Source organism: Flavobacterium sp. TS_SC_5 (assembly GCF_056156265.1).
In genome coordinates this window covers 333,888-351,775 of the sequence record NZ_CM149588.1, presented here as the reverse complement: position 1 = coordinate 351,775, position 17,888 = coordinate 333,888, and the positions used below count along the sequence as shown (strand labels likewise).

Annotated in this window: 12 protein-coding genes, 1 tRNA gene and 1 pseudogene; all 14 read left to right on the top strand. The window is 33.0% G+C overall.

The annotated features are described in order from the left end of the window. Positions 1–25: 25 nt before the first annotated feature. The 14 genes and pseudogenes from AC0J6S_RS01550 (at position 26) to AC0J6S_RS01485 (ending at position 17,877) form a co-directional block, all read left to right on the top strand. Positions 26–379 (top strand): four helix bundle protein, encoded by a 354-nt coding sequence (locus AC0J6S_RS01550; RefSeq protein ID WP_474955125.1) that lies wholly within the window; start codon positions 26–28, stop codon positions 377–379. A gap of 123 nt (positions 380–502) precedes the next feature. After that, positions 503–1,834, top strand: coding sequence for a UDP-N-acetylmuramoyl-L-alanine--D-glutamate ligase (gene murD / locus AC0J6S_RS01545; RefSeq protein WP_474955124.1), 1,332 nt, complete (start codon positions 503–505; stop codon positions 1,832–1,834). A gap of 77 nt (positions 1,835–1,911) precedes the next feature. Next, the gene (locus AC0J6S_RS01540; protein ID WP_474955123.1) at positions 1,912–3,198 is read left to right on the top strand and encodes an FtsW/RodA/SpoVE family cell cycle protein; all 1,287 of its coding nucleotides are present in this window, start codon (positions 1,912–1,914) and stop codon (positions 3,196–3,198) included. A gap of 30 nt (positions 3,199–3,228) precedes the next feature. Beyond that, entirely contained in the window at positions 3,229–4,320 is a 1,092-nt protein-coding gene (gene murG / locus AC0J6S_RS01535; RefSeq protein WP_474955122.1) for an undecaprenyldiphospho-muramoylpentapeptide beta-N-acetylglucosaminyltransferase, read from the top strand. 36 nt (positions 4,321–4,356) lie between these two features. Further along, the gene (gene murC, locus AC0J6S_RS01530; RefSeq protein WP_474955121.1) at positions 4,357–5,706 is read left to right on the top strand and encodes a UDP-N-acetylmuramate--L-alanine ligase; all 1,350 of its coding nucleotides are present in this window, start codon (positions 4,357–4,359) and stop codon (positions 5,704–5,706) included. Beyond that, positions 5,693–6,415, top strand: coding sequence for a cell division protein FtsQ/DivIB (locus AC0J6S_RS01525; protein WP_474955120.1), 723 nt, complete (start codon positions 5,693–5,695; stop codon positions 6,413–6,415). The genes murC and AC0J6S_RS01525 overlap by 14 nt, the downstream gene beginning before the upstream one ends. Before the next feature lie 6 nt (positions 6,416–6,421). Further along, complete coding sequence (ftsA, locus tag AC0J6S_RS01520) at positions 6,422–7,804, top strand: cell division protein FtsA (RefSeq protein ID WP_474955119.1); 1,383 nt, start codon at positions 6,422–6,424, stop codon at positions 7,802–7,804. A gap of 56 nt (positions 7,805–7,860) precedes the next feature. Then, on the top strand, positions 7,861–9,798 hold the full coding sequence (ftsZ, locus tag AC0J6S_RS01515; protein WP_474955118.1) for a cell division protein FtsZ: 1,938 nt from the start codon (positions 7,861–7,863) through the stop codon (positions 9,796–9,798). Between the two features lie 288 nt (positions 9,799–10,086). Next, positions 10,087–10,536, top strand: a complete 450-nt coding sequence (locus AC0J6S_RS01510) for a GatB/YqeY domain-containing protein (protein ID WP_474955117.1) — start codon at positions 10,087–10,089, stop codon at positions 10,534–10,536. Positions 10,537–10,607: 71 nt separating this feature from the next. Next, a tRNA-Arg gene (locus tag AC0J6S_RS01505) sits at positions 10,608–10,681 on the top strand. A 367-nt stretch (positions 10,682–11,048) separates the two neighbouring features. Then, the gene (locus AC0J6S_RS01500) at positions 11,049–13,772 is read left to right on the top strand and encodes a substrate-binding domain-containing protein (RefSeq protein WP_474955116.1); all 2,724 of its coding nucleotides are present in this window, start codon (positions 11,049–11,051) and stop codon (positions 13,770–13,772) included. Between the two features lie 267 nt (positions 13,773–14,039). Further along, positions 14,040–14,210, top strand: a pseudogene (locus AC0J6S_RS01495) (glycoside hydrolase domain-containing protein); the annotation flags it as partial. A gap of 746 nt (positions 14,211–14,956) precedes the next feature. Continuing rightward, the gene (locus AC0J6S_RS01490; RefSeq protein WP_474955115.1) at positions 14,957–16,273 is read left to right on the top strand and encodes a sugar porter family MFS transporter; all 1,317 of its coding nucleotides are present in this window, start codon (positions 14,957–14,959) and stop codon (positions 16,271–16,273) included. A gap of 5 nt (positions 16,274–16,278) precedes the next feature. Continuing rightward, the gene (locus AC0J6S_RS01485; protein WP_474955114.1) at positions 16,279–17,877 is read left to right on the top strand and encodes a glycoside hydrolase family 32 protein; all 1,599 of its coding nucleotides are present in this window, start codon (positions 16,279–16,281) and stop codon (positions 17,875–17,877) included. The last annotated feature ends 11 nt before the right edge of the window (positions 17,878–17,888 follow it).

Sequence of the window (17,888 nt, the reverse complement as noted above, 5' to 3'; positions counted from 1 at the left end):
GAAATTAAAAATTAAAAATTCTCGAATGAAAGAAAATATTATTCAACAAAAATCATTTCTTTTTGCCGTTAGGATAATTAATTTATATAAATATTTAACCACTAAAAAAAAGGAATTTGTTTTGAGTAAACAGATTTTAAGAAGTGGGACATCAATTGGTGCAAATATAGAAGAATCTGTAGGTGGGCGATCTGATAAAGAGTTTTTATTTAAACTGGAGATTTCATACAAGGAAGCAAGAGAAACGATTTATTGGTTAAAATTGCTAAAAGAAACAGATTATATTTCAATTAGTGAATTTGAAAGTATTTATGCTGAAGCTGAAGAAATTTGCAAAATATTAGCAAAAATTATAATAACCTTAAAAGGGAAAATGTAGAAAAAATATAAAATTAAAAATTACGAAACAAAAATTGAAAACGAGAAATTAGAACTACTCGAATTCAATTAATCACTATCCAAAATTTTTAATTTTTAATTCTCAATTTTTAATTAAGATAGTATGAGGCTAGTGATTTTAGGTGGAGGCGAAAGCGGTATTGGAACTGCTATTTTGGGTAAGAAAAAAGGATATGAAGTTTTTGTGTCTGATTTTGGAAAGATAAAAGGCAATTACAAAGAGGTTCTTATCATTAATGGAATTTCGTGGGAAGAGGAAAAACATACCGAAGATTTAATCTTGAATGCGGATGTGGTGATGAAAAGCCCCGGAATTCCAGATAAATCGCCAATAGTGAAAAAACTTTTGGAAAAAGGTATTCCTGTAATTTCAGAAATTGAGTTTGCCGCACCTTTTACAGATGCAACCATAATAGGGATTACCGGTAGTAATGGAAAGACAACTACGACCATGCTTACGCATCATTTGCTGAAATCAGCAGGATTAAATGTAGGATTGGGTGGAAATATTGGAAAGAGTTTTGCGTGGCAAATTGCAGATAATAAATACGATTCTTATGTGCTGGAGTTGAGTAGTTTTCAACTGGACGGAATTGAAAATTTCAAACCGCATATTGCCATTATAACTAATATTAGTCCGGATCATTTAGATCGATACGATTATAAATATGAAAATTACATTGATGCAAAGTTCAGAATAACGATGAATCAAACCGAGGACGATTTCCTCATATACGATGCAGATGATGAAGCCATAAACGATTGGTTTAAAACGCACACAACAAAAGCAAAATTAATTCCTTTTTCATTGACTAAAATTTTCAGCGAAGGGGCTTATATAAAAAACATTAAAATGGAAGTAAAGATCAATCAAGAAGAGTTTACAATGGACACAGAACACATTGCTTTAGAAGGAAAACATAACATGAAAAACGCTATGGCAGCAACCTCTGTGGCAAAATTAATGCAAATAAGAAAGGCTACAATTCGAGAGAGTCTTTCTAATTTTCAAGGAGTAGAACACCGTCTTGAGAAAGTTTTAAAAATCCAAAACGTGCAATACATAAATGATTCAAAAGCAACAAATGTTAACGCTACTTTTTTTGCTTTAGACAGTATGAATACGCCTACAGTTTGGATTGTTGGTGGTGTTGATAAAGGAAATGATTATAACGAATTGATGTCTTTAGTTCGTGAGAAAGTAAAAGCTATTATTTGCCTTGGTGTAGATAACAAAAAAATTATCGATGTTTTTGGGAATGTAGTTGATATAATGATTGAAGTTTCTAATATGGATGATGCAGTGAGAATGGCACAACGATTATCAGAAAAAGGGGATACGGTTTTACTGTCGCCTGCTTGTGCCAGTTTCGATTTATTCGAGAATTATGAAGACAGAGGAAATCAGTTCAAACAAGCTGTTAAAAATTTATAAAAAAGTTTTAGTTTTAAAGTGTAAGGTTGAGCAACTTTAAACTTTAAACGAAATGAAACTTTAAACCCAAACTAAAAATGAAACAACTAATAAACAATTTAAAAGGAGATAAAGGGATTTGGTCATTTGTGGCCTTATTGGCCTTGTTTTCGTTTATGCCTGTTTTTAGTGCTAGTAGTAATTTGGCATACATAGGTCAGGGAAATGGTAATACATTAGGTTATTTAGTTAAACACATCATGCATATTGGTATTGGTTTCGCCATTATTTTCATGGTGCATAAAGTGCCTTATCACTATTTTAAAGCTGTTTCTAAAGGGGCGTTGTATATTGTTTGGGTTTTATTGGCGTACACACTAATAAAAGGAACAGTAATTGCAGGTGCCAATGCCAGTCGATGGATACAAGTGCCGTTCATAGGAGTTACGTTTCAAACATCAACATTGGCCTCAATGGTTTTGTTTATTTTTGTTGCTCGGTATTTATCTAAGGCTAGAGAAGTGCCTATTGATTTTAAGTCTTCAGTGCTGGAACTTTGGATTCCTGTTTTTGTGACTTTAATATTTATTTTGCCTGCTAACTTTTCGACAACTGCATTAATTTTTTCGATGGTATTAATGTTGGTTTTTATTGGTAAATATCCTTTGCGCTACATCGGAATTGTTGTGGGTTCAGGAATAGTATTTCTGGCTTTTTTCATACTTATTGCTAAAACATTTCCGGATGCATTTCCTAACCGGGTTGATACTTGGATTAGTCGTATTGATAATTTTACAAGTGACAAACCAGGCGAAGATGATTATCAAATAGAAAAGGCTAAAATTGCGATAGCTTCAGGAAAAATATACGGTTTAGGTCCGGGAAAAAGTATTCAAAAGAACTTTTTGCCACAATCATCTTCCGATTTTATTTTTGCGATAATTGTAGAAGAATATGGGCTTATAGGAGGTTTAGGTGTGCTGTCGTTGTATTTATTATTGTTGTTTCGATTTGTGGTTGCTTCTCACAAAGCCAAATCCCTTTTTGGAAAATTAGTAGTGGTCGGATTGGGTTTTCCCATGATATTCCAGGCAATGGTAAATATGGCCGTTGCAGTAGAATTATTACCTGTTACCGGACAAACATTGCCGCTAATAAGTAGTGGGGGAAGCTCTATCTGGATGACTTGTTTTGCACTTGGAATTATTATAAGTGTAACCAAAAAGGAAGAAGAAATTGCACAAGAAATGAAAGATGCTGCCAAAAGAGAGGAAGCACTCCAAAATTTGATTGATAGAGAATTAGAGGGAGATGCTGCAGTAGCAGAAGAATATTCGATTGAAGATAAAGCAAAGAACCCGATGCATGCAGTTTTAAATAAGTAAGTCGTTTTAGAAAATTAGAAATCAGGAACAATGAAACAGTATAAATTCATATTAAGTGGCGGTGGAACGGGAGGACATATCTATCCGGCAATTGCTATTGCAAATGAATTAAAATCTCGATTTCCAGATGCAGAATTTCTTTTTGTTGGTGCCAAAGATAAAATGGAAATGCAAAAAGTTCCTCAGGCTGGTTACAAAATCATTGGACTTTGGATTGCAGGATTACAAAGAAGATTAACATTTGACAATACTCTTTTTCCAATAAAACTGATTAGCAGTTTATTGAAGTCCAGAACTATAATAAGGAATTTCAAACCGGATGTTGTCGTAGGAACTGGAGGTTTTGCAAGCGGTCCATTATTACAAGTTGCAGCAATTGCTGGAATTCCAACGGTGATTCAGGAACAAAATTCATATCCTGGAATTACAAATAAATTGTTGAGCAAGAATGCAAATAAAATTTGTGTTGCTTATGAAAATTTAGAGCGTTTTTTTCCAATAAACAAAATGATTTTGACAGGGAATCCAGTGCGACAGGATTTGATAGATATTGACAGTAAGAGAGAAGAAGCATTACAGTATTTTAATTTAGATCCTAATAAACAAACACTTTTGGTATTGGGTGGCAGTCTGGGAGCAAGAAGAGTGAATCAGTTAATAGCTAAAGAAATCTTAACGTTCGCTGCTCATAATATACAAGTGATTTGGCAATGTGGGAAGTTATATTTTGATGAATATAAGCGTGTTGAAGAGAATGAAAATATTCAGATTCATTCCTTTATTGACCGAATGGATTTAGTTTACGCCGCTGCGGATATTGTGATTTCGCGTGCAGGAGCTTCCTCAGTTTCGGAATTATGTATCGTAGGCAAGCCCGTGATTTTCATTCCTTCTCCTAATGTAGCGGAGGATCATCAAACTAAAAATGCCCAAGCGATAGTGGATAAGAAAGGAGCTTTGTTATTAAAAGAATCTGAACTCGATTCCCAATTCAGCGTGGTATTTGAATCCTTGGTGAAAGATCCAGAAAAGCAAAAGCAGCTGAGTAAAAACATTAAACAATTGGCTCTTCCAGAAGCTACAAAACAAATTGTAGATGAAATTGTGAAGTTAATCAGATAGAAAGAATTAAGATAATAGACAAAAACGAAAACGAAAATGAACCTGAATCAAATACATAACGTCTATTTTATAGGAATCGGAGGAATCGGGATGAGCAATCTAGCCCGCTATTTCAAGAACTTGGGAAAGCAAGTTTCCGGTTATGATAAAACTCCTTCTACGCTGACGAATGAATTAATAGAAAGTGGCATTTCAATTCATTTTGAAGATAATATTGATTTGATTCCAAAGGATTTTTATATAGAAAACACTTTGGTAATTATTACTCCGGCAGTTCCAGTTTCGCATTCAGAATGGAATTATTTTTTAGAAAGAGACTTTCAAATAAAAAAGAGAGCCGAAGTTTTAGGATTAATCACAAAAGACACCTTTTGCTTTGCTGTAGCCGGTACGCATGGTAAAACGACTACCTCAGGTATATTAGGACATATTTTGCACGAAAGTGGTGCTGATGTTACAGCTTTTATTGGTGGAATAGTTGAAAATTATAATTCAAATTTAATAGGAAGCGGAACGACTGTAACCGTTGTTGAAGCAGATGAATTTGATCGTTCATTCCTGCATTTGCATCCTAATATTGCCTGCATTACATCTATGGATGCAGACCATTTGGATATTTATGGAACTAGTGAGGCTATAGAAGAATCTTTTATAGAATTTGCTTCGAAAATTAAAGACAAGAGCAAGCTTTTTATTACTAAAGAATTGCCAATAGAAGGAGTTGTTTGTGCGGTCAATGAAGATGCTGGTTATAAAGCGTTTAATGTTAGAATAGGAGATGGAAGTTACATTTTTGATGTGCAAACACCTACCGAGATAATCAGAGATTTACATTTTGGATTGCCTGGAAAACATAATTTAATGAATGCATTAATGGCTATTGCAATGGCAAATTTATTCGGCACCCCAACCGATGCCATTGCAAAAGCCATAGCTTCATTTAAAGGAATCAAAAGAAGGTTTTCGTATCAGATTAAAACGGAAGCTAAAGTTTACATAGATGATTATGCACATCATCCTACGGAGATAAATGCAGTGCATCAAGCGGTGACCGAATTGTATCCAAGCCAAAAAGTTTTAGCTGCTTTTCAACCGCATTTGTTTAGCAGAACAAGAGATTTTGCAGATGATTTCGCTAAAAGTTTATCCGCTTTTGATGAGGTTATTTTATTAGATATTTATCCGGCTCGTGAACAGCCGATTGAGGGTGTAAATTCACAGTGGCTGATGGATAAAATGACAAATAATAATAAGAAAATTGTGATTAAAAATAATTTGGTTGCAGCAATTTTAGAGAGTAACGCAACTATAATTGTTACAATTGGTGCAGGAGACATTGGAGAATTGGTTCCATTAATAAAAAAAGCGATAAATGAGACTCTTTAATTGGACAAATATTCGATTAATACTGATGTTTGTGTTGGTTATTTTTCTGTTTTCATTCACGTCTAAACGAAATGAAAATAGAAAACTGACTAATTTAGTCGTTGTTTTTGTAGGAGATAACGCTCCTTTTGTGAAACAAGAAACGGTTAATAAATTGTTAATAGAAAATAATAAAGAGGTATCCAGCATTCAAAAAGTTAATTTAGATTTGAATAAACTGGAAACAAATCTAAATTCACAAGAAATGATTGAAAAATCAGATGTTTTTGTGAGCATTGATGGTGTGTTAAAAGCAGTGGTAAAACAAAAGACTCCAATTGCTAGAGTTTTTAATGAAAGCGGTTCTTTTTATATTGATTACGAAGGGAATAGAATGCCGTTGTCAACTAATTTTACAGCTCGAGTTCCACTTGTTTCAGGGGGAATAAATAAACATAATAACGAAAAACTAGCCGAGTTATTTCGCATAATTTATGATGATGCATTTTTGAAAAAAAATATTATCGGGATTGAAATTATGCCTAATGGAAGCTTAAAAATGCACAACAGGAATTTTGATTATCAAATAGATTTTGGTAAATTGAGGAATGTGGAGCGTAAATTTAAAAATTACAAAGCTTTTTTTCAAAAAGCAGTTTTAGATAATTCGTTGTATAAATATAAAAAAATTGACCTCCGATTTACGGATCAAGTAGTTTGCACTAAATAATAGATAATGGAAAAAGAGAACATTGCAGTAGGTCTAGATATTGGGACGACTAAAATTGTTGCCATGATAGGCAAAAAGAATGAATATGGCAAACTAGAAATTTTAGGTGTTGGAAAATCTAAAAGTTTAGGTGTGGCGAGAGGTGTTGTAAATAACATTACTCAAACCATACAGTCAATACAACAAGCAATTCAAGAAGCCGAAATTAATTCAGGCTATAAAATAAAAGATGTAGTAGTTGGAATTGCAGGACAGCACATTCGAAGTATTCAACATACAGATTACATCAGCAGACATAATCCTGAAGAGGTTATCGGTGGGAGCGATATTCAGCTTTTGATTGATCAAGTCAATAAATTGGCAATGTTACCAGGTGAAGAAATAATTCATGTTTTGCCTCAAGAATTCAAAATTGACGGTCAATCTGAGATTAAAGAACCTATAGGAATGTACGGCGGAAGATTGGAGTCTAGTTTTCACGTTGTAGTGGGGCAGGCTTCTTCAATTCGTAACGTTGGAAGATGTATTCAAAGTTCAGGAATCGAATTGTCAGGTTTGACATTAGAGCCTTTGGCCTCTGCGGATGCGGTTTTAAGTCAGGAAGAAAAAGAAGCAGGAGTTGCGCTTATTGATATAGGTGGTGGAACAACGGATTTGGCTATTTTTAAAGATGGTATTATTCGTCATACTGCAGTAATTCCTTTTGGAGGAAATGTGATTACAGATGATATTAAAGAAGGTTGTTCTATCATTGAAAAGCAAGCTGAATTATTGAAAGTTAAATTTGGATCTGCTTGGCCAGGAGAAAATAAAGACAATGAAATTGTTTCTATTCCGGGATTAAGAGGTAGAGAGCCAAAAGAGATTTCGTTAAAAAATCTTTCTAAAATAATTCATGCACGTGTTGTGGAAATCGTAGACCAAGTTTTTACGGAAGTTAAAGCATACGGTCACGAAGATCCTCGTAAAAAACTTATTGCAGGAATTGTACTTACTGGTGGTGGCGCTCAATTGAAACACATCAAACAGTTAGTGGAATATATTACAGGTATGGATACTAGAATTGGATATCCAAACGAACATTTGGCTGGAAATTCTGATGAAGAGATTTCAAGTCCTTTGTATGCAACTGCAGTTGGATTAGTGATGAAAAGCATTGAGAATAAAACGCAAAGTGCGGTGCGAATTGATGCTATAGAACAACCAAAGGCACCTGTTTACAGACCGGCAGTTGTTCAAACACCTGTTTATGAGGCTCCTGAAAAGGTAGAAGAGTCGGAAGATCAAAATGCGAGTGAAAAACAAAATTCTACCGTAAACAGAATACAACGAAATTTCTTTGATCGCTATGTCGACAAGATTAAAGACTTTTTAGATAATGCAGAATAGGGGATTAGCCCAAAAAAATATAAGAATTAATATAACAATTTCAAAAACCAAATAAAATGATGAGCGACTCAGAATTTGGAAGTATTTCATTTGATTTACCAAAGAACCAATCAAATGTTATAAAAGTTATAGGAGTAGGTGGAGGTGGAAGTAACGCCATAAATCACATGTTCAAGCAAGGAATTAAAGGGGTAGATTTTATCGTATGTAATACGGATTCTCAGGCTTTACAAAGTAGTTCTGTGCCTAACAAAATTCAATTAGGAGTACATTTAACGGAAGGACTAGGAGCTGGAGCAAATCCTGATGTAGGACAACAATCCGCTATTGAAAGTATTTCCGAAATTGAAAAAATGTTGGACCGCAATACTAAAATGGTTTTCATCACAGCTGGAATGGGTGGTGGAACTGGAACTGGTGCTGCGCCAGTAATTGCACAATTGGCTAAAGAAAGAGACATTCTTACAGTAGGGATTGTGACATTACCTTTTCTTTTTGAAGGGAAAGTACGTCAGGAGCAAGCCTTAATTGGTATTGAAAAACTACGCAAACAAGTCGATTCATTAATTGTTATTAACAATAACAAATTAAGAGAAGTGTACGGAAATCTTGGTTTCAAAGCCGGGTTTTCAAAAGCGGATGAAGTTTTGGCAACAGCTTCAAGAGGAATTGCCGAAGTAATTACACATCACTATACTCAGAATATCGATTTAAGAGATGCTAAGACGGTTTTGTATAACAGCGGAACTGCTATTATGGGATCTTCTATTTCTTCCGGTGAAAATAGAGCTAAGGAAGCAATTATCGCTGCTTTAGACTCTCCATTGTTAAATGACAATAAAATTACAGGTGCCAAAAACGTATTGTTGCTTATCGTTTCTGGAACTAATGAAATTACAATTGACGAAATTGGTGAAATCAATGATCATATTCAAATTGAAGCCGGTCATAATGCTAATATTATCATGGGAGTTGGTGAAGATGAATCTCTTGGGGACTCAATTGCAGTAACTATAATTGCTACGGGTTTTGATATTGAACAACAAAATGGTATTGTTAACACAGAACCAAAAAAAATAATCCATACACTAGAGGATGAGCAAAGAAGTGTACACAATTTAAGTAGTAAAACAGTTGCTGGATTCGATTTTAACATGGAGTCGTCACCTGTTACAAACTCTAACGAAAGAATTGTTTTTGATTTAGTTGAAGATACCGTTGTTGCCCCTGAGTCTGTGATTACCTCTTCAACAATAAATAAAGAAGAGTTGATTGTGATGTCTGAATTTATTAAAAATTTAGATGTTACTTTCGAAATCGTTTCTCCAATTACAGATATTGATTTCACCATTTCATCTCCTGTAGCTGAAGTAAAAGCGGTACAGCCAAAAGCGGTTGAAAGAGAAGAACAAACGACGTTCTCTTTTGATTTGCCACTTTTTAAAACGGAGCCAATAGCTCAAGTTGAAGAAAGTAAAGTGATGTACGAGCTAACGAATGAAACACGTGATATAAAAGTAAATGAAGCAGTTCAGTTTGTACCAGTAACGGAATTAACGGATAATGGTATCATCAAATATTCTCTAGAAGAATATATGGAACCAGAGCCTGATTTTATGCCTAAGCCAGTTGCAAAAACTCCAGAAGTTGTTGTTCCGGAGGAGTTAAATATCACCATGAAACAAGTGCAAAGAACTGTGATTAATCCGGTTGATTTTGAAGATATTGCTGCTACCGAAATGACTATTGAAGAATCATTGCGAATGAGAGCTGATGAAAGAAGAAAAAAATTAAAAGAATTCAATTATAAGTTTCATAATAATGTTTCTAAAATTGATGAATATGAAAAAGAGCCTGCTTACAAAAGATTAGGAATTGACATTTCAAACAATCAAGCGAACAATACAAACTCGAGAATATCTGTAGGAACAGACAGTAATAATGATTTACAGTTGCGTTCAAATAATTCCTATTTGCACGATAACGTAGATTAATAAAAACAAAACAAAAAGGAGTAGCCCGAAAATTATATTTAATTTTCGGGCTACTTTTTGCTATTACAAGGAGTTTCAATACTTATCTCTTACACGAGACAATCTGTTGTTGTAAATCCGAGTAAAATTCTTTAAATTTGTCGGGCCTTAGAAGAGCTTTTGTTTTATGTTCCGCCTTAATAATTGGGAGCTTTTTACTGTAATCAGAGCGAAAAATCATTTCTAAAAGTAGTAATTCAATAAATCGGTTGATCAAATAATGGATTAACGCAATTAATAATAAAGAATATGAGTTTATCAGTACAAATCATGGACGAAATGAAAACCGCCATGAGAGCCAAAGATACCGTTGCACTAGAAGCTTTAAGAGCTATTAAATCTGAAATCCTATTGGCACAGACAGCAACAGGATCTAAGGAAGAAATAACAGAAGAAGACGAGGTTAAGTTGCTACAAAGATTAGTGAAAACTCGTAAAGAAAGTGCCAGAATCTTTACCGAACAAAATCGTTTGGATTTAGCGGAACCAGAATTAGCTCAAATTGCTGTAATCGAAAGATTCTTACCGGCACAATTAAGCGAAGCAGAAGTTGAAGTAGTGATAGCAAAAATCATTGCTGAAACAGGAGCAGCGGGAATTGCTTCAATGGGAAAAGTAATGGGATTAGCAGCTGCACAATTAGGAGGAACTGCTGAAGGAAAAACTATTTCTACAATAGTTAAAAAACTATTGACATAAAATTTTGGATTGCTGATTAACGATTTTAGATCATAAATCTAAAATCGTTAATCAGCAATCTTAAATCAAATGGCTGCGTAGTTCAACTGGATAGAATATCAGATTTCGACTCTGAGGGTTGCAGGTTCGAACCCTGTCGCGGCCACTTTTTAAGACGTAAACTCTTTATTTTCAAGGGTTTACGTTTTTTTGTTTTTGTACTTGCCCGACTATTGCCCGACAATTTTAAAAACACTCAAAAAAACATACTTTTGTAATAGGTTTATGATACCAATTTAAAACCTACGTTTGCAGCAATAAAAAAGCCCCTTAACATTTTACTGCTTTGGGGCTTTATTTTGTTACCTATTTAAAAGTATAATTTGTTCAATTTGCCTTTGTGCTTCGGGCGGCAAATTTTCAATAACAAGGTTGTCAATTTTCGTGTTGTTTATCTGAATATAATTTTTTACGCTTTTTGGCTCTCTCTCGGTTGTGAGTTCAACATATCTTGCAAGCCAACCAAGCTAATCATGATTAGAAGTATCTTTTTTATACTGCTTTTAAGTTTCGTTTTAATACAGAGTTCTTGTAACTCATCAGACAAAGATAAAAGTAAAATTTCTATTGGATTTTCACAAAGTGTGGATGACGATATTTGGAGAACATCGATGAACCATGAAATGGAGGTAGAAGCTTCACTTCATCCAGAGGTTAATTTGAAAATTTATAACGCGAATCGGCAGCCTAAAAAACAGATTCGTGATATTGAAAAGTTTATTGAAGATAAAGTAGATGTCATCATAGTTTCTCCTTTTGAATCAGATTCTATTGTCCCGGTAATAGAAAAAGCAAAGATTAAAGGTATTCCGGTAATCGTAGTTGATAGAAAAGTAAATACGACTAATTATACAGCATATTTAGGTGCAGATAATATTGAAGTGGGACGATTAGCGGGTAAACATCTCGTTTCAATTTCTAAAGGACATGCTAATGTGATTCAAATTTATGGGGATTTAAATACATCGCCTGGTTTAGAAAGAAGTTTGGGGTTTAAACAAATTGTTCAACAATATCCTGGGATTAAAGTTTTTGATATAGATTCAGATGACTTTGGGCGTCCAAAAACAAATTATATAAAGTTATTAGATAGTCCGTCTAATATTGATTACGTATATGCCTTTAATGATGTAATTGCGTACAACGCATGGAAAATTGCCAAGAACAAAGGGTTAGATAAAAAAATAAAATTTATCGGGGTTGATGGACTTAATGGGCCATTCGGAGGCATTCAATATGTTAAAGATAAAATTTTAAATGCAACGGTTTTATATCCCACAGGAGGTAGCGAAGCCATTAAGTTGGCATTAAAAATAGCTAATAAAGAGATTGTCCCAAAAAACATTAAATTGAATACGATATTGATTGACTCTCTTAATGCAGATATTATGAGCAATCAATTTGATAAAATAACAATTCAGCAATCTGATATTGAACAGCAACAGGGTGTTATCAAAAGCCAGGAAGAGAAATACTCCAGTCAGAGCAATCTTTTAAAACTTTTGTTTTTTCTATTCATATTGGCACTCGGTTTAGCTTTCTTCAGTATTTACTCTCGTATAACAATAAGCCGTAAAAAGAAAGAATTAGAAGAAACAAATAAAAAAATTGTTAGCCAAAGAAATGAAATTGAAAAATTTTCCGAAGAATTAAAACGAAGTAACGAAGCTAGACTTAATTTTTTTACAGGTTTGTCTCATGAATTCAAAACGCCGTTAACGTTGATATTGAGTTCTATAGAATCTTTGGGGAATGAATTTAGAAATAAAGGGGTTTCCGTGAATAAGGAAATTAATTTGATGTATAATAACTCCAAAAGGTTACTCCGATTAATTAATCAATTATTAGACTATAGAAAAGCAGAGGATCAAAAATTTATTCTGCGAGCGTCAAAAACTAATATTTTTAATTTTTCAGAAAGTATTATTAGTGATTTTGATCGAGAAGCGAAAAAAAGAAATATTGATTTTTCATTGACAACTAATAATCCGGAACTGGATGTCTATCTGGATCGAAATTTAATGGATAAAGTCTATTTTAATTTGTTGTCAAATGCCTTTAAATTCACCCCTGAAAAGGGTAAAATTTCGATTGTAATAAAAGAAGATAAAGGTAATAATACAGTTAAAATTTACTTTAAAGATTCTGGTATAGGGATTCCTGAAAATGATTTGAAGGAGATTTTTAATGCTTTTTATCAGGGTTCAAATAATTACAGGAACAGTTCTGGAATAGGACTTCATTTATCAAAAAGTTTTATAGAGCTGCACAAAGGGAAAATAGAAATTAATTCAAAAAATGGAGCAGAATTTATAATTACTTTACCATTAGGAAAAGAGCATCTTGATGAAAAATATATAATTAAAGAGCCAATTCTGGATTTTGTTCATGAACTGGATTATCTGGACTCCGAGTTTATTCAGACTTTTGAACCAAAAAATACCGAAGATAAATATTCGATTCTATATATTGAGGACAATAAGGAGCTTTTGGATTTTGTGTCTCATAAATTTTCAGCAGAGTATACTTTTTTTGCTTCTGATGGTACCAATGCAATTGAAAGAGCAGTGGAATTAATTCCAGATATTATTATCTGTGATTTGAATTTGCCTGATAAGAATGGTTTTCAAATTTGTGAAATCCTCAAGAAAGATTTGAGAACATCACATGTTCCCATTATAATGCTTACCGCTTCGGATGATCAAGATTCCTATTTGAAGGCTCTAGAAAGTGGTGCCGATATCTTTTTGACAAAACCATTCAATTTGAAAGTATTGGCGCAATCTATTAAGGGATTGCTCTTTAACAGAGAGAAACTTCGATTTTATTATACCAATAATATTTTAAATATTGAGGATGGTGATTTTGGTGTTTCTGAACAAGATTTTCTAAGAAAGTTGAATGATCTTATTGAAAAAAACCTGGATAATTCTGCTTACACTGTTGAAGATCTTGCACGAGGTTTAACTATTTCTCGGGTACAATTGTATCGAAAAGTGAAAGCCATATTAGGAATTAGTATTAGTGACCATGTTAACAATATGCGATTAGATAAATCAAAAGAGCTGTTGAAAAAGGCGGACTTGAACATTTCAGAAATTGCCTATGCAGTGGGTTTCTCCTCACCAAACTATTTTTCAACTTCCTTTAAAAATAAGTTTGGAGTTACACCTAAAGAATATAAAAGTAAAAAGTAGATTATTTTCACAGGAACCATTTTCTTCCTAACAAAAATAACTTAACATAATTGTTTTTTAGGTAACATAAGAGCTGGAGCATTTAAAATTAAAACACATATAAAAGCGACATCATCCACTCAATTTGGTTGTGAATTTGGCGCTTGTGGAACACGAAATGAAGTATTTGCTGTTGTGTTTGATTTAGCCAAAAATCAATTAAGATTAGATAAGGTTATAAAAAATGCGTTCTCTTTAAATTTAACGTAGCTTCCGCTAAATGTCCCGGCTAATAAAGAGTTTGATATTACAATCATTTTTGAAAATTCGGTATGTGTGATATACATTAATGACGAAATCGCTTTTACAAACCGTATCTGTAAAATCAATCAAAATCCGTGGGCTATTTTTGCGGATAATGTTGAAGTCACTTTTTTAGACTTAAAATTTTTTAAATAAAAGGAGTATGGTAAAGGATAACTTTAGTCTTTGTTATAACTTTAGTTTTTATAAAGGTTAGGTTTAGTAAGTAAAATTAATTCTGTTCATTTTTTACTTTCTTACCTGCGCAATTTCAAAATCAAAACCATCAAAATCTAATTTTGATGGTTTTTTTATGGCTTTATTTCAATGCAATAATTCTGCTGCTTTACACGCTGGATTTAACTATTGGCAATCTGGGTTCGAGTGTCTTTTGCTTAATAAAACAGAGCATAAGATACATTGGGAATTGTTTTAATATAAGTTTTCTTATTCATAATGCAATTCCAATATTCAGATATAAAAACATCCCTGAATCTTGAGCTCACATTGCATTTCATCTGTATAGTTTTTTTTAAATGCTTAAGAATACTTCATTATATAGAATTGCTTAATAAATTCATTTTTTTATCGATTATTTTTAAACTTCCTGTAAAAATAAATTTAAAATTTTATTAATCGAATAAAATCCTTCAAGTGACCTTTTTTATTCCTGAATATCTATTTTTTTTAAAAAATACGTGTAACATGATTGTAACACGTGTAACATAATCGAACTACATCGAAGTAGTTATTTTTTTATTTTAAATTATAACTATTTGATAATAAGTATTTTGTTGTCTGTTCACTAATGTGAAACAGTATTAAATGAAATTGTAACATCCTCAAAATAAAATCCAAATTTATGCGGATACCTTAGCAATCTAATTTAATATTTTTTGATAATGAAAAAAATTGTTGTTTGGGCTTTGATTGCTTCATTAGCAGGTTTCCTATTTGGTTTCGATACTGTTGTTATTTCTGGAGCAGATAAAAAGCTTCAAGTTCTTTGGAATTCTTCGGATGCATTTCACGGGACGGTTGTGATGGGAATGGCATTATGGGGAACTGTACTTGGGGCAATATTTGGAGGGATTCCCACTAATAAGATAGGAAGAAAAAATACCTTATTGTGGATAGGGATTTTATTTTTGTTTTCTGCAATTGGATCTGCCTTTGCAAATAATCCATTTGTGTTTGCCGCATTTAGATTTATTGGAGGTTTGGGTGTTGGAGCATCGACCATTGCAGCACCTGCATATATATCAGAAATTGCTCCTGCAAAAGATAGAGGCAAGTTGGTTGCTTTTTATCAATTCAATATTGTTTTAGGGATACTTATGGCTTTTCTGTCTAATTATCTTTTAAATGATGTAGGTGAAAATTCTTGGAGATGGATGATGGGAGTACAAGCAATTCCATCTGTAATTTATCTCTTACTAATGATTTCGATTCCTGAAAGCCCAAGATGGTTATTATCTAAATTCAAGAATGACGAAGCTAAAAAAGTTTTGCAATTAATGGGGCAAGAAGCGGATTATGAAAAAATAAAAGAAGAGTTAGATAAAGACAATAATGATACTTCTAAAGCTAACGATACTATATTTTTAAAGAAATACAGAACCCCTTTGGTATTGGCTTTTTTAATGGCTTTTTTCAATCAATTATCTGGGATTAATGCTTTTTTATATTATTCGAGCAGAATATTTCAAGAAGCGGGTCTTGGAGAAAGTGCTGCGTTACTAAGTAGTATTGGAATAGGAGTGGTGAATTTGATTTTTACACTATTGGGAGTTTTCTTAATCGATAAATTAGGGCGTAAAGTATTAATGTACATCGGTTCTGTAGGATATATTATATCACTTTCCCTTGTTGCGATGGCTTTCTTTTTTCAATGGGGAGGAATAGCTGTTCCAGTTTTCTTGTTTTTATTTATTGCAGCGCATGCAATGGGTCAGGGTGCAGTAATTTGGGTTTTTATATCTGAAATTTTTCCAAACCATCTTAGAGCATCAGGACAATCCTTTGGTAGTACTACGCATTGGGTTTTAGCAGCAATTATTCCATCATTAATTCCGTATCTATTTTCTACAGTAGGACCTGGTGTAGTATTTCTGTTTTTTGCAGTAATGATGGTTTTTCAACTTTTGTTTGTTGCGTTTATGATGCCTGAAACCAAAGGAATTTCTTTGGAAGAATTAAGTAAAAAATTAATTAGATAATAGTTATGAAGACAATAATTAAAAAAGAATTTTTCAGGATTGTGTGTTTCATCATAGGTGTAGTAGCTTTAGTTGGATGTAAGCAATCTTTATTTGAAGAAAAGAAGAATTATACAGAATCAGAATTGTATAGACCGAATTTTCATTTTACGCCCAAAAAAGGTTGGATGAATGATCCTAATGGGATGTTTTATTACAATGGATATTACCACCTTTTTTATCAATATTATCCAGATTCAAATGTATGGGGACCTATGCATTGGGGACATGCTATCAGTACTGATCTTATAACATGGGTTGAAAAACCCATCGCACTTTATCCAGATGAAAAAGGATATATTTTTTCAGGTAGTGCTGTTGTAGATGTAAAAAATACTTCAGGATTTGGGAGCTTAAAAAATCCTCCAATGGTAGCTATGTTTACCTATCATGATATGAAGAAAGAAAAAGCCGGGAAGACAAATTATCAGTCGCAAGGTATAGCGTATTCATTAAATGAAGGTTTGACTTGGACAAAATATCAAGCGAATCCAATCATTGAAAATCCAAATATTAAAGATTTTAGAGATCCTAAAATCACTTGGGACGCCATACATCAACAATGGTTAATGGTTTTGGCAGCAGGAGATAAAACGATGTTTTACAGGTCTAAAAACCTAAAAGAATGGGAGCTGCTTTCAGATTTTGGAAAAGATATTGGAGCTCATGGTGGTGTTTGGGAATGTCCGGATTTTTTTCCAATTCTTGTTGAAGGGACTGACAATTACAAATGGGTTATGCTATTAAGCATTAATCCTGGAGGACCAAATGGTGGTTCAGCCACTCAATATTTTGTAGGCGATTTTGATGGAAAAAAATTCACTATTGATGAAACTTTTTCAAAAGATGTAAAACAACAAAAAGGGCTTTGGATTGACTACGGGAGAGATAATTATGCAGGTGTTACCTGGGCTAATATTTCTGAGGTTGATGGTAGAAAATTGTTTATAGGTTGGATGTCAAATTGGGATTATGCACAAAAAGTACCAACTGAAACATGGAGAAGCAGTATGACTATACCTAGAGAATTAGCACTTGTTAAAGATGGCGGTCACTATATTGTTTCTTCTAAACCCGTAAGAGAATTGCAAAATTATATTTCTAAAACTATTAAAAAGGAATCTCTTAAAATAGATAAAGAAACAGTTTTGGTAGATAAGACAGTAGTCGATTTATCAAAATTAGATATCCACTTTTCTTTAAAGAATCTTAAAAAGGATGTTTACACCTTTTCGTTGTCAAATGATGCTAAGAATACAATTCAATTTGGAATCAATAAAAAGGAGAATTACTTTTTTATCGATAGATCAAAATCTAGAAAAATAACTTTCTCTGATCTTTTTGCAAAAAATATTTCAAAGGCTCCTTTTAAGGGTGACTTTGATAAAATGGATGTAAGAATAATTGTTGATAAAACATCAATAGAAATTTTTTATAACAATGGAAAAACAGTTATGACTGAAATATTTTTTCCAGATAAACCAATGGAATATTTTTCAGTATCTAAAGCAAATTTCAATTTCACGATTGAGAATTTAACAATTAACCAAATAAATATTAACTAAATTAACCTAAA

Coding starts and splice junctions, on each gene's coding strand:
- AC0J6S_RS01550 (WP_474955125.1), top strand. CDS start 26: ATGAAAGAAAATATTATTCAACAAAAATCATTTCTTTTTGCCGTTAGG.
- murD (WP_474955124.1), top strand. CDS start 503: ATGAGGCTAGTGATTTTAGGTGGAGGCGAAAGCGGTATTGGAACTGCT.
- AC0J6S_RS01540 (WP_474955123.1), top strand. CDS start 1,912: ATGAAACAACTAATAAACAATTTAAAAGGAGATAAAGGGATTTGGTCA.
- murG (WP_474955122.1), top strand. CDS start 3,229: ATGAAACAGTATAAATTCATATTAAGTGGCGGTGGAACGGGAGGACAT.
- murC (WP_474955121.1), top strand. CDS start 4,357: ATGAACCTGAATCAAATACATAACGTCTATTTTATAGGAATCGGAGGA.
- AC0J6S_RS01525 (WP_474955120.1), top strand. CDS start 5,693: ATGAGACTCTTTAATTGGACAAATATTCGATTAATACTGATGTTTGTG.
- ftsA (WP_474955119.1), top strand. CDS start 6,422: ATGGAAAAAGAGAACATTGCAGTAGGTCTAGATATTGGGACGACTAAA.
- ftsZ (WP_474955118.1), top strand. CDS start 7,861: ATGATGAGCGACTCAGAATTTGGAAGTATTTCATTTGATTTACCAAAG.
- AC0J6S_RS01510 (WP_474955117.1), top strand. CDS start 10,087: ATGAGTTTATCAGTACAAATCATGGACGAAATGAAAACCGCCATGAGA.
- AC0J6S_RS01500 (WP_474955116.1), top strand. CDS start 11,049: ATGATTAGAAGTATCTTTTTTATACTGCTTTTAAGTTTCGTTTTAATA.
- AC0J6S_RS01490 (WP_474955115.1), top strand. CDS start 14,957: ATGAAAAAAATTGTTGTTTGGGCTTTGATTGCTTCATTAGCAGGTTTC.
- AC0J6S_RS01485 (WP_474955114.1), top strand. CDS start 16,279: ATGAAGACAATAATTAAAAAAGAATTTTTCAGGATTGTGTGTTTCATC.